The organism is Gordonia sp. UBA7860 (assembly GCF_002500165.1).
Taxonomy (GTDB): domain Bacteria; phylum Actinomycetota; class Actinomycetes; order Mycobacteriales; family Mycobacteriaceae; genus Gordonia; species Gordonia sputi.
Genome location: NZ_DLSO01000022.1, coordinates 1 through 12,118 on the forward strand (window position 1 = coordinate 1; position 12,118 = coordinate 12,118).

Genomic DNA, 12,118 nt, shown 5'->3' on the forward strand with positions numbered 1-12,118 from the left:
TCGCATCTACGAGATGCCCTTCTGCGTGTACCGATGGAACCCTGAGCAAGTCCCATTCTGTCACTCAGACAGGGCATTTCGTCTATCCCTCATCCCCCGGACAGGTACAAATCGGTGGATCGAGGCTTAGCGGCGATGGCCTCGGGTTCGGTGTGAGCGAAGATCGTCTTGACCGCCGCGGTCACCACCGGTGCTTGTTTCGCCGAGACCGCCCCGTGTAGGTTGTGCATGAAACGCACCCGGCATCGTTGCCCCGCGGCGTTCGTGAATTGTTGAGCTGCAGCAGCTTTCAGACCAGCGTGGGCGTCAGAGATCACCAAAGCCACCCCACTGAGACCACGCGCTTTGAGTGTCGCGAAGAACTCGCGCCAGAACTCGAACGACTCCGAATCGCCGACAGCGCCGAGCACCTCCCGGGAGCCGTCTATCGACACCCCGGTGGCCACTACCAGGGCCTGAGAGACTACGTGCGCCGCGACCCGGGCCTTGCAGCAGGTGGCATCAGCGAAGACGTACGGGAACGTCGTGTGGGCCAATGAGCGTTCCCGGAACCGTTTGATCTCCACATCGAGGTCCCCACAGATGCGTGACACCTCAGACTTGGAGATCCCGGTGTCCCCGCCAAGTGCTTTGACCAGGTCATCGACCGAGCGGGTGCAGGGCTTTGTCGATGCGGCGGCGTCGTTCGAGCAGCACAGGGAAGAACGATCCTGAGCGCAGTTTGGAAATCTTCACCGACACATCACCGGCTGGGGTGGATACCGAGTTGGTGCGGTGGCCGTTGCGGTGGGTGGAGCGTTCCGCGGAACGCACGTAGCGGCCGGCCCCAATCTTCTCGGTGTCCTCGGCTTCGATCAGCGCCTGCAGGCCGGCACGCACCAGTTCAGCGAACGCCGCGCCGGAATCGGCGGAGGTGAGTGCATCGAGCTGGGGAGCAGGCCAGAATGGTCGTGGCTAATCGCGTGTGTGTCCTTAATGTGAGTCACTTTGGTAGGTAACTCATTGACCACTACGCGATGGCCCACCTCCAGCCGTCACGACACGCCGTGGACAGGTGTCCTGCATTGGCTGACGTCCGAAACCCCACCACTCCAGGGGACGTACCCGAACCACGGCTACCCGAAACTGCAGGTCGAAGCTGTTTGGCAAGCGAGTCCAGACTTTCCACCCAATCCCAGTCCAGAAATTCGCTGTTTGCCCAGGTCACCAGTCCAGACTTTCACCGCGCGCGGCAGCAGCTGCTGGTTGCTCCGGCAGACAAGTGTTGAGACTCACGCCGGTCGATCGGTGGTCGCTACGCTGGCTGGCGACGAACTCAGTTGGCACGTAGCGGTCGCGGATAGCGAGGGCAGCGCCAATATGGACCGATGCCCGCCGATGACGCCGTAGGACAAGTTCATGAGCTCAAGCAGTTTTCCGTCAGGATCAGGCAGGGATGGCCGACGAGTACGACCGCATCTTTACCCGCGCGACGGAGGACCCCGGGACTGCGGGCCGATGAAGGTGAGGAGAACTGGGCGTCCCCACTTCGTCAGTGGCTGCCGACCGGGTACACCGTGGCCACCAAGGGACGGGTGTTGTTCACCGACAAGACTGCATCACCTGAAGTAGACGTGATGGTTCTACGTCCAGGTTATCGACATCGGTGCAGCAGTTCCAACGTCGTCAGAGTGATGGCGTCGAGCGCTTCCCTGCGCTTGTTGTTGCGGCAGTGGCCAGCAGGATGAGGCCGACACCGCAGGCGGCGACGATGAGCCATCCCGGGGCCAGCACCCCGGAAAGCTCGGCCGATCTGACATCGCTCGCCGGTGTCAACGCCGAGCCGAGCAATCCTCCGGCCACGGCGATCCCGACGGCGGCACCGACCTGCCGGGCGGTCGACGTGATGCCGCCGGCCACACCGGCCCGCTCGGCCGGGAGACTGCTCACCGCGGTGTTGGTGATGGGCGCGTTCGCGAAACCGATACCGATCCCGAACAACGCGTACGCCACCAGCAGCAGCAGAACCGACACGCCACCGTCACCGACCAATGACCCGGTGGACATCCAAGCGAGCAAACCACCGGCGGCCATGAAGCCACCAGCGATGAACAGCGGCCTGCGCGGGCCCCTCGAAGCGACCATCCGGCCGGAGAGTGGTGCACAGACCGTCGCCCCCGCGGCTATGGGAAGGACGGCCAGGCCCGTTGCCATGGGCGCCCAGCCGCGTCCCACCTGGAGGTAGAACGTGGTGAACAACAGGGTCATCGAGATCGAGACAAATACGGCCAAGGCCCCGAGGACGGCCGCGGTGAACTCGGGTTGACCGAATGCCGAGAGGTCGATCAGCGGCGCGGAGCGGCGTGTCTCCACACCGATGAAGACACCCGCCACAACGACGAGACCCGCATAGATCGCCAGCATCGCCGGCGCGGTCCACCCGACATGCGGCCCTTCGATGAGTGCGCCGACGCCGAGCGCGAGCAGGGCAATCAGCAGGAGCTGACCGGCTGGATCGAGACGCCGTGTCCGCACACCGTGCGACTCCGGCACCACCGTCAGCACAGCGACCAGGGCTACGAGCACCAGCGGTACGTTGATCCAGAACACCGACCGCCACTCGAAGTTGTGGAGCAGCACGCCACCGAGCACGGGCCCGGCGGCCATGCTCAGTCCGAATACCGACGCCCACACGCCGATCGCCCTGGCCCGTTCGCGCGGATCCGGCGTCGCCGCCACGACGATGGCCAACGCGACCGGACTCAGCATCGACGCTGCCACCCCCTGCAGCGCACGGGCCGCGATCAGCACACCCGCGTTCGGTGCCAGCGCGCACAACAGCGATGTCACACCGAACCCGATCAGCCCGATCAGGAACACCCGACGACGACCGAATCGGTCGGCGATGGCACCCGAGGTGATCAACAGGCTCGCGAACACGATCGTGTAGGCGTCGACGACCCACTCCAGTCCGCGGGCGCCGATCGCCAGACCGTCTCCAATAGATGGCAGAGCAACATTGACGATCGCGGTGTCGAGCCCTACGAGGAACAGACTCGACGCGCACACCACGAGCACCAACCGGCGTCTGGATGCGCTGAGGACATCGGACTCGGCAGTGGACACAGGCGAACCCCCTTGGACCACTGTCTCGTGGCCTGGATGCGTGAACAGAACGACGTGAGTGTGCACGGGCCACATCAGCGATCCCCAGCGTTCTTGCAGAAACCGCAAACAATCCGGCCGTGTCACACACAGGCCGTCACACTTGAGCGGTGAACCGTGACGCACCGCCGACACCCGATGCCGATGTCACCGCGATCCTGGACGCCATCGGGCCACGGTTGCGCAGGCTCCGACAGCAACGCCGGCTCTCTCTGGAAACGGTCGCGAACGACGCCGGACTCACTGCCAGCACGTTGTCACGTCTCGAGGTCGGCAAGCGACGGCCGACGCTGGACCTGCTCATCCCGCTGGCCGGGGTCTACCGCGTCTCACTGGACCAACTCATCGCCCCACCGCCCAGCGGCGATCCGCGGGTGCACCTGACGCCCTTCCGACACGACACCGGCAGCGTCGTCATCCCCCTGACCGGCTATCCGGGACGGATTCAGGTGTTCAAGCAGGTACTCTCCGCTCGCGCACCGAAGCTCGTCACCCATCCGGGCTACGAATGGCTCTACGTCCTGGCCGGGACGCTGCGCGTCATCGTCGCAGAGCGCGACGAGATACTCACGGCGGGCGAGGTCGCCGAATTCGATACCGCAGAACCCCACTGGTTTGGCCCGGCGGACAACTCAACCGTCGAGATCCTGCACTTGTTCGGACCGCACGGTGACCAGCCGGTGCGGTGGTCTGAAGGACTCACGCACCACCCGTAGGCGCCAGGCCCGCAACCACCATCGCACCGAGCGCTTGCGCACCCGACGCAAACGGCTCGGTACCGTCCTCGGTCAGCGTGTCATGCAACGCTTTCAGTCCGTCGAAGGCGCCGATCAAGGCGATGGCGACGCTCACCGAGTCGAGATCGGCCCGCACCTCCCCGCGCTCCTGGGCTTCGCCGACTACTGCGCCGACAAGATCGACCCATTCCTGGTTCACCTCGGCCACCCGTCGACGAACCGGACTGTCCTGCCCCAGGTCGGTGAGGTTACGGGTCAGTTTCGACACCGCCCACACCGTCGGGTCGTCTCGGTGAATGGTGAGCATCGTCGGCAGCAGCGCCTCCAGACGACGACCTGCGGGGACGCTCGACAAGGCGCTGCGCACTTTGCTGACCCACTCACGGTTCTTGTCCTCCAGAACCGCCAGCGCCAGCGACTCCTTGCTGTCGAAATGAAAATAGACGGCTCCCTTGGTGAGGCCGGTGGCGTCGACCAGTACTGACATCCGTGCGTTGTCGTAGCCCAGGTCGGCGAAGACCGTCGCTGCCGAATCGACGATGTGCGCTCGGGTACTCGCCCCCTTGGCCGTCGGTCCCGCAGGTCGTCCCACAGTCCTGCCTGACTGTCTGTTCGTCATCGGTACCCCTTCTTGCACATTCAGCTCCAATAGTTAATCATACATTTGCAATACCGTCCAGTCGGTTTATTTATTGAAGGAGAATCCATGTCCGACTTCGCAGACGCACTGTTGCGCGAAAAGACGGTGCTCGTCACCGGCGCGTCATCCGGGATCGGGCGCGTTTTTGCCCAGCGCGCATCCGCCCACGGCGCGCGACTGGTCTTGGTCGCTCGCCGCACCGATGTGCTGAGCACGCTCGCCAAGGAACTACACGCATCGCACGGCACCGATGTGCGCGTGATCTCCGGTGATCTGTCCCGCCCCGGCGCCGGGACCACATTGTTCAATGACGTTGTCGCACAGGGCCTGAGTGTCGACGTCCTGGTGAACAATGCGGGAGTCGGCGCCCACGGGGATCTGGTGACGGCCAACTCAGTCGACATCGTCTCCCAGATCCAACTGAACGTAACCACCCTCGCCGAACTCACCACGTTGTTCCTGCCGGCGATGACGGCCAGAGGCAGCGGCACGGTGATCAACATCGCCAGTACCGCGGCGTTCCAGCCAATCCCCCACATGGCGGTCTACGGCGCGACGAAGGCGTTCGTCCTTTCCTTCACCAGGGCGCTGTGGGCAGAGACCAAGTCGACCGGCGTCCGCGTCATCGCCGTATGTCCAGGTGCCACAGATACAGAATTCTTCGACATCGTCGGCGAGGCCGCATCCGTGGGGCGGCGACGCACTCCCGACGACGTGGTGGACACGGCGTTGCGCGCCTTGCGTCGCCACCGACCCGATGTCGTCGACGGATTCTCCAACGCCGCAGTCGCCGCCCTGAGTACCCGACTGCCCGCCAGGGTCGCCATCGCGGCGGCCGAACGGTCCGTACGCCCCTGAAGCAAATGCCCAGGTTCCACCAACGATCGACTAACGAAAGAAGTACCAACACATGTACATTCACGACTTTGCTGTAGCCGCAGCCGCCGCGGTGAACGCCCACGATCCTGCCGCGGTACTCACACTGTGGGCAGAACCCGCCGCCTACAACTCGCCCCTCACCGGACCCCAGGCCGGACTCGACGCATTGCGTTCGCGCGAAGAATCGCTCTTCGGTGCGTTCAGCGACCTCCGCGCCACCATCACGCCGCTGGGTCAGGAAGGACTCACCGGTGCGATGTTGGTGAGGTTCGACGGCACGCATGACGGCCTTTATGCGGGATTGCCTGCCACGGGCAACACGATCGCGCTGGAGATGGTCGCCATCGTCGACTTCGACGAAAACGGCAAAGTGGTCAGCGAACGTGTCATCCTCGACACCGCCGATGTCGCAGCCCAGCTGACCCCATTGAGCTGAATTCTTCTCGTCCCCCCAGCCGCCATCCGAAGGCGGCCGATCACGCTCGAAGACGAGAGCCGATACAGTCGCTGCGACCCGGCGTCGACGATCGATTCCAAACGACGTCGCTATTCGCGACATGAACTGCGCCACGCACATCACCAGGCCGCGGTAGCCTGCCTCTACCAGCGGCACGAGTCGCGCGACGGTGCTCCCCGATCGCCAAATGTGTGTCGAGTCGAAAGATGTGGGTGCTGCAGCACCCACATCTTCACGTAAGACACACATCTACAGCCCCCTCGGCCCACGGGGCCACTCAGTGTCTCCACAGCGACGAGCGGGCACACTGTGTTCGGAGAAGAGGGCGGTGAAGGTGGCGTGCGCATCCTTGTAGTCGACGACGACCATAACGTCGCCGAGACAGTCCGCAGGATGATGGTGGCCGAGGGCTGGGTGGTCGACGTCGTGCACGACGGTGCGCTCGGCCTGGAGAAGGCCACCTCCGAGCGCTTCGATGTGATCGTGCTCGACATCATGATGCCGGGTCTCAATGGATACGAGGTCGTGCGGTCGCTACGGCGTTCCCAGGTGTGGACACCCGTGTTGATGCTGACGGCCAAGGACGGCGAGTACGACCAGGCCGACGCCTTCGATTTCGGCGCTGACGACTATCTGACCAAGCCGTTCTCGTTCATCGTGTTGATCGCGCGCATGCGTGCTCTTGCCCGCCGTGGTGCACCCGAGCGACCAGCGGTGCTCACCGCCGGCACCCTGTCTCTCGACCCGGCAGCCCACGTCGCCGCCCGCGGCGAGACAGAACTCACCCTCACGCCAAGGGAATTCAGCATGCTGGAGTTCCTGATGCGCCACAAAGGTGAGGTGGTGACCCGAGCCGAGATTCTCGACTCCGTCTGGGACGTGAACTATCGCGGCGACGAGAACATCGTCGAGGTCTATGTGAGCTATCTCCGCAAGAGAATCGATACCCCGTTCGGGTGCAAGGCAATTCAGACGGTGCGCGGGGTCGGATACCGCCTGGCGGCTAACGGAGGCAGCTAGGCACGTAAAGGCTAGTCCAAACCCTGCTCGACGCTCATCCGAAAGCCGACTGCCGCTCCCCCACCATCGGCGTCCGTGATCACCACGGTCCCCCCGTGGGCGCGGACGATCTCCGAGACAATGGCCAGTCCGAGACCTGAACCGCCTGATCCGCGCTGCCGCGAGGCGTCGAGGCGCACGAACCGCTCTGTGACACGGGCTTTGTCGTCGTGAGGGATACCGTCACCGTCGTCGGCAACCATGATCGTGACCGTGGCATCCGCGACGTCTCTCGACATCGTCACCGACAGGCGGCTCGAGGCGTGACGGGCAGCATTGTCGGCGATGTTGCGCAACGCGCGTGCAAGCTTGTCTGCATCACCGCAAACCCGAGCGGCAACGATTCGTGCGTCGACGACGTGATCGGTCATCGCTTCGAGTCGGGTGACTTCTGCACTGACGATCTCGTCGAGATCGACGTCATCGAGAAGTAGTGGCACTCCGCTTTCATCTGCCCGGGCAAGGAGCAGGAGATCGGCAACCATCTGTTGCAGGCGCAGAGCGTCTGGGAGCATCACGGAATCGACCGTGGCGGGGTCGATGGGCTGGCGTTTGACACTCGAAAGGTCAAGCAGCCCAACAAGTGTGGTCAGTGGACTGTTCAGCTCGTGTGACGCATCGTTGACAAATTGCAGCTGCTGCGTTCGTGACACCTCGATACGGGCGAGCATCTCGTTCATGGTGACGGCCAGCGCAGAAACCTCGTCGCCCGTTGCGGGTACCGGGACCCGTTGGGTGAGGTCACCGCCCGAGATCTCCTCGACGCGTTCGCGGATGTCGTCGACGGGGCGCAGCGCGCGTCCCACGAAAACGTAAGTGAGGAAGGCCATTCCGACAACGACGAATGGAAAGACGATGGAGCACAGTATCCCTAGTGCGACAACGGTGGCGTTGATGGGCGCCTCCTCCGCGCCGACCTGGATGGTGAAAACTCCTTCGGGCGTCTTGACCCCGTAGGCGCTCGCTTGGAATTCCTGCTCGGTGTCGGTGGCGTGCGCGCCGTGAATCGTCAACCGCTGCCCGGCGGCCAACGGAGGCGACATCGGTTGCGAGTAGACGGGTTTGTTGACCAACCTCAGAGCACCCGACTCGTCGGTGATCTGTACGACCGCAATGTTCTGACCGCTCGCGAGCAGTGCCTGGTCGAGACCCCCGACCCCTTCAGCCGACAACGAGCTCGCGATCTGCTCTGCGCGCGCGAACGTGGCGGCATCGGCACTCCGCAGCAACACGTGATGCAGTGCTTCGACCATCACCACTGCCGCGATTGCCAACGCGCATGCGACGAGACCGGTCGCGAGAAGCGTGAGGCGCATGCGTACAGGACGAGTCCAGCCGACAAGTCGACCGAGAATCGTCCTTGCACGCTGATACACCCTCTGAAGCCTAGTCGGCAGTGCGTATCCGTAATGGCGCTACTCAGCGTCCCCTAAGCTTCCACAGGCAAGGATGCCCCACATGTGTGTCGGTCCTCCCGAGTCGGCAGACGGAGCCGCTCGTGAACGCTGACCACACCGTCGTCCATCTCGGTCCAGCCCTGGCAATTGCCGTCGCGGTGCTCGCCGTGATCGCGATCGCCGTCAACCGATACAACGATCGCGCACTCGCCGCAGCGACCGCACGGGCCGCGATCCGCGCAGTCTGCCAATTAGCTGCTTTGGCAGCAGTATTGGCGCTCGTCATCCACTCGCTGTGGGCATCGGCAGTGTTCGTGGTCGTCATGGCGATCACCGCTGCGGCAACCTCGGCAGGCCGCGTGTCAGCACACCGCGCCGGCGTGCGGAAGACAATCCTGTGCCTCGTCCCGGTATCAGCCAGCACAATCCTGATCGTCGTGACACTGGTTGCTGTGGACGTGCTACCCGCCACCGGAATCGCGATCATCCCGACCGCCGGAATCATGTTCGGGGGTGCGATGAATACGACGTCGATCGCCGGCAAGCGTGCGCATGATGAACTCCGCACTCGGCACGGCGAGGTCGAAGCCGCACTGTCACTGGGATTCTTGTCGCGCGATGCCCGACTGGAGATCATCAGACCCACCGCCGCAACAGCGTTGATTCCCGGACTGGATCAGACCCGCTCCGTTGGCCTCGTCACCATTCCAGGCGCATTCGTCGGCATGGTTCTCGGTGGAGCCTCGACCACAGCAGCGGCGATCATGCAACTCTTCGTCTTGATTTCGTTGCTGGCTGTGAGTGCAGTCGCCGCACTGGTCACTGTCGAAATGGTTTCCCGAGACCTTCTCTGACAGAGGCGAAGGTGGGATGCCACCGGCCTCTACGATCAGTGATGGGCAGAAAACCACTCCGCATACTCGGTGGCCCATACACCAGCCAGGTGTTCTGCCTGCCGCGCCGCGGAGGCTCCGTCGGATATGCCATCACCGTCGACTGCCAGAATCACCGCGACGGCGCCGAGAACCAGCAGGATCGACACGATCAGGGCATTGCGCCCTTGTCGAGCCCTCTTCATGCTTCTGTATCCGTTGTCCATTGCTCGCCGCCTCCTGGTCTTCAGTTGCTCGCGACGTGTGTGTTGTCACCTCTCGGCGAAGTCCTCGTCTGGTTCGGACAATGGCCACGTCGAGACGTCCACTCCGCCATGGCCACTTCGACGACGGGGAGCACGAGTAGCGTTGCAGCGCAGGCGACAACAACGGCAGCTACCACATCTGAGATCCAATGGACACCGAGATACAGGCGCATTGCGCAGACGAACACAACCGCGACGATCGCGCACACCCACAACGCAGTGCGAGCACTACCGCCCGCCGACCGTGCTCCGAGGGACGCTACGGCGACCACCAGTGCAGCAGTCCCAGCCACGTGGCCAGAGGGAAACGAATAGGTGGTTTCCAATACGCCCACCTGGTCTATGACCGGCGGGCGCGGGCGCGCAGCCAGCACTTTCAACGTCGCACACAGCGCCCCCGCGCTTGCGACTGTGGCAACCAACATGACGGCACGTAGGACACTCGCATCGCGCACCAACAGAATGATCGCCGCCAGAGCAGTCCAGACGGCAACCGCACACGGGCTGAAAACCTGCACCGCGACGTCGAGGACCAAGGTCCGGTAAGGCGTATGAAGTCTTGTCGTCGCCGACATAATCGTCGTGTCGATGGGCAGTGGGCCGCCGCCCGAGATGCGCAGGGCGACACCCGCACCCGCAAGGGCAAGAACTAACGCTGATCCGCCAGAAACGCGAATGTAGCTCGACATGATGTCACTATTGATCAGCAGCCCTGTGGAGATGCTGAGTCACGCTGAGTGCAAAAGTTATCTAGTACACGGTTCATCAGCCGTCGCCGCTCGACGAAGCCGCGGGCCATCTCAACGGCCGCTGAGATTCTTAACCGGCGCTGAGTCCGATTCGCAGGCATGCCGCGACCTCAATACTGTTGACTGCGTCGGTGATTCGACGCAGTCGCGGAGTCCTTCAATCACCCTTCGTATGTGCGGCTTTCGCGATGACGCGCGAGCGCGTCACACTTCCGGAAACCCACGATAGGAATCTCTATGTCAGAGTCCTCTCACGACGCTTCGGCGTCGGTGACGCCTACCGAAGCGAAGTTGCCGAGCCGAATTCGTACCGGCCTGAACGAGCGACTGGCCATCAAAGTACCCGCGATCGGTGTCATGTTCTGGGTTGTCAAGATCGTGACGACCGGTATGGGAGAGGCGATGTCGGACTATCTGACGACATTCGGGCTTGCGGTTCCCGTTGTCGTGGGCGTCGTCTGGATGGGTATGAGCTTGTGGCTACAGCTACGGTCGCGCGCCTACCACGCACCCACCTATTGGTTCGCGGTAGCGGGCGTGGCGGTGTTCGGTACGGTCGTTGCCGACGGGCTGCACGTCGTCGGACTGTCCACAACAGAAACAAGTCTCGGCTACGCGTTCGCACTCGGACTGTGGATGACCCTGTGGTACCGGACCGAACACACGCTCGACATCCACGAAGTCACCACGCGCCGCAGAGAGATCTTCTACTGGGGCACAGTCCTGTTGACCTTCGCACTCGGAACGGCGTTGGGCGACTGGAGCGCATTCTTCCTCGGATTGGGATTCGCCGGCTCCATCGTGCTCTACGCATGCCTCATGGTTGTGCCAGGCGTGTGCTGGAAGTATCTCCGCCTCAATGCCGTCGCCGCCTTCTGGACCGCGTACGTGCTCACCCGCCCGCTTGGTGCTTCGGTGGCTGATTGGCTCGGCAAGCCGCAACCGATCGGACTGGGTTTCGGCGACGGTGTCGTCGCCATCGGATCGCTCGTCCTTGCGACCATCCTCGTCGCATTCCTCTGGCGCACCGGGTCCGACGACCCCAACAATTCCGCACCTCGTCCCCGGTCGCTCCGGCGCACACTCAGGATCTCCTAAGCTCACCCCCGGCATCATGCTCGCTGATGACAACACAGGTTACGGCGACCGTCGCAAACTACCTTCGCACCATCTTCGACCTTGAGGAAGATCGTGCGGAGGTTCGTCGCGCACGCATCGCCGAACGCACAGGGAATAGCAAAGCAGCTGTCGCCCAGATGCTTCGGAGAATGAGAGATCAAGGATTGCTCGACTTTGCCGACGAGCGGCTCGTGGTTCCCACCAGGGCGGGGCGCGATCTCGGCGTCGCTTTGACCAGGCGACACCGACTTGCCGAGAGGTTGCTCGTCGACGTCGTCGGCCTGCCTCGCCTACAGGCTCACCGAGTTGCGTCGGGCTGGGAGCTGTCCATGGACGAAGCCACCGAGATACAACTCATGCACCTCTTGCGGTACCCAACCACCGATGCCTGGGGAAATCCGATACCCGCGCTCTGGCAACTAGGCTTTCACGACAGCCCGATCCTGCTACCCGGCCTCCCACTGTCCGAAGCTGTACGCGACGCAGGTCCCGTCAGACTATCGGTGCAAGCCTTTTCCGAGCATCTACTCAACGCCGAATGCGCCGTCACACGTCTGATCGAGGCCGGCATCCAACCGGGCGCAACCATCGTTGCCAGAAGGCAGGGCGCCGCCGTGTGCGTATCCGGTAACGAATCAGTCGACCTTCCAACACAATTGACGGCCTCGATTCGTGTCACGCTGCTCGGCGCCGCGGACACGGACGCACAGACCCACTGATCGTCGCGGTCGCGCGACCTTCTCCCGACCGACAACTTGTGTGTCGAATCGAAGGATGTGTGTGCTGCAGCACCCACATC

General features: G+C 63.2%; 13 protein-coding genes and 1 pseudogene. 8 read left to right on the plus strand and 6 right to left on the minus strand.

Annotation, left to right across the window (positions count from 1 at the left end):
* Nucleotides 1-125 precede the first annotated feature (125 nt).
* A pseudogene (locus B3T59_RS02890) lies at nucleotides 126-959 on the minus strand (IS256 family transposase); the annotation flags it as partial.
* A 408-nt stretch (nucleotides 960-1,367) separates the two neighbouring features.
* Here B3T59_RS02890 and B3T59_RS24560 point away from each other — a divergent pair.
* Nucleotides 1,368-1,727, plus strand: coding sequence for a DUF6602 domain-containing protein (locus B3T59_RS24560; RefSeq protein ID WP_376782673.1), 360 nt, complete (start codon nucleotides 1,368-1,370; stop codon nucleotides 1,725-1,727).
* Here the strand turns inward: B3T59_RS24560 and B3T59_RS02895 are convergent.
* Complete coding sequence (locus B3T59_RS02895) at nucleotides 1,666-3,105, minus strand: MFS transporter (RefSeq protein ID WP_287001458.1); 1,440 nt, start codon at nucleotides 3,103-3,105, stop codon at nucleotides 1,666-1,668. The genes B3T59_RS24560 and B3T59_RS02895 overlap by 62 nt on opposite strands.
* Before the next feature lie 149 nt (nucleotides 3,106-3,254).
* On the opposite strand from B3T59_RS02895, the gene B3T59_RS02900 reads away from it, so the two are divergent.
* The gene (locus tag B3T59_RS02900) at nucleotides 3,255-3,860 is read left to right on the plus strand and encodes a helix-turn-helix domain-containing protein (RefSeq protein ID WP_064861646.1); all 606 of its coding nucleotides are present in this window, start codon (nucleotides 3,255-3,257) and stop codon (nucleotides 3,858-3,860) included.
* Here the strand turns inward: B3T59_RS02900 and B3T59_RS02905 are convergent.
* Complete coding sequence (locus B3T59_RS02905) at nucleotides 3,844-4,500, minus strand: TetR/AcrR family transcriptional regulator (protein WP_172399012.1); 657 nt, start codon at nucleotides 4,498-4,500, stop codon at nucleotides 3,844-3,846. The two genes, B3T59_RS02900 and B3T59_RS02905, sit on opposite strands and share 17 nt — an antisense overlap.
* 87 nt (nucleotides 4,501-4,587) lie before the next feature.
* On the opposite strand from B3T59_RS02905, the gene B3T59_RS02910 reads away from it, so the two are divergent.
* The 3 genes from B3T59_RS02910 to B3T59_RS02920 all read left to right on the plus strand — a co-directional run bounded on the left by B3T59_RS02910 (nucleotide 4,588) and on the right by B3T59_RS02920 (nucleotide 6,877).
* Complete coding sequence (locus B3T59_RS02910) at nucleotides 4,588-5,379, plus strand: SDR family NAD(P)-dependent oxidoreductase (RefSeq protein ID WP_251722794.1); 792 nt, start codon at nucleotides 4,588-4,590, stop codon at nucleotides 5,377-5,379.
* Between the two features lie 52 nt (nucleotides 5,380-5,431).
* On the plus strand, nucleotides 5,432-5,836 hold the full coding sequence (locus B3T59_RS02915) for an ester cyclase (RefSeq protein WP_064904881.1): 405 nt from the start codon (nucleotides 5,432-5,434) through the stop codon (nucleotides 5,834-5,836).
* 360 nt (nucleotides 5,837-6,196) lie between these two features.
* Nucleotides 6,197-6,877 carry a response regulator transcription factor gene (locus B3T59_RS02920; RefSeq protein ID WP_064904896.1) on the plus strand — a complete coding sequence of 227 codons (681 nt, stop codon included), beginning with the start codon at nucleotides 6,197-6,199 and terminating at the stop codon, nucleotides 6,875-6,877.
* Nucleotides 6,878-6,888: 11 nt separating this feature from the next.
* Here the strand turns inward: B3T59_RS02920 and B3T59_RS02925 are convergent, their stop codons facing one another.
* The gene (locus B3T59_RS02925; protein ID WP_082965509.1) at nucleotides 6,889-8,232 is read right to left on the minus strand and encodes an ATP-binding protein; all 1,344 of its coding nucleotides are present in this window, start codon (nucleotides 8,230-8,232) and stop codon (nucleotides 6,889-6,891) included.
* A gap of 182 nt (nucleotides 8,233-8,414) precedes the next feature.
* On the opposite strand from B3T59_RS02925, the gene B3T59_RS02930 reads away from it, so the two are divergent.
* Nucleotides 8,415-9,167: an ABC transporter permease gene (locus tag B3T59_RS02930; protein ID WP_064904886.1), complete on the plus strand. Its 753-nt coding sequence runs from the start codon at nucleotides 8,415-8,417 to the stop codon at nucleotides 9,165-9,167.
* A 35-nt stretch (nucleotides 9,168-9,202) separates the two neighbouring features.
* On the opposite strand, the gene B3T59_RS02935 is transcribed toward B3T59_RS02930, so the two are convergent.
* Both B3T59_RS02935 and B3T59_RS02940 read right to left on the minus strand, forming a co-directional pair.
* Nucleotides 9,203-9,391, minus strand: a complete 189-nt coding sequence (locus tag B3T59_RS02935; protein ID WP_156527446.1) for a hypothetical protein — start codon at nucleotides 9,389-9,391, stop codon at nucleotides 9,203-9,205.
* 41 nt (nucleotides 9,392-9,432) lie between these two features.
* Nucleotides 9,433-10,140 (minus strand): phosphatase PAP2 family protein, encoded by a 708-nt coding sequence (locus B3T59_RS02940; RefSeq protein ID WP_082965510.1) that lies wholly within the window; start codon nucleotides 10,138-10,140, stop codon nucleotides 9,433-9,435.
* A gap of 297 nt (nucleotides 10,141-10,437) precedes the next feature.
* On the opposite strand from B3T59_RS02940, the gene B3T59_RS02945 reads away from it, so the two are divergent.
* Together B3T59_RS02945 and B3T59_RS02950 are read left to right on the plus strand one after the other, a co-directional pair.
* On the plus strand, nucleotides 10,438-11,298 hold the full coding sequence (locus B3T59_RS02945) for a hypothetical protein (protein ID WP_287001459.1): 861 nt from the start codon (nucleotides 10,438-10,440) through the stop codon (nucleotides 11,296-11,298).
* Nucleotides 11,299-11,324: 26 nt separating this feature from the next.
* Nucleotides 11,325-12,038: a metal-dependent transcriptional regulator gene (locus tag B3T59_RS02950; protein WP_287001460.1), complete on the plus strand. Its 714-nt coding sequence runs from the start codon at nucleotides 11,325-11,327 to the stop codon at nucleotides 12,036-12,038.
* The last annotated feature ends 80 nt before the right edge of the window (nucleotides 12,039-12,118 follow it).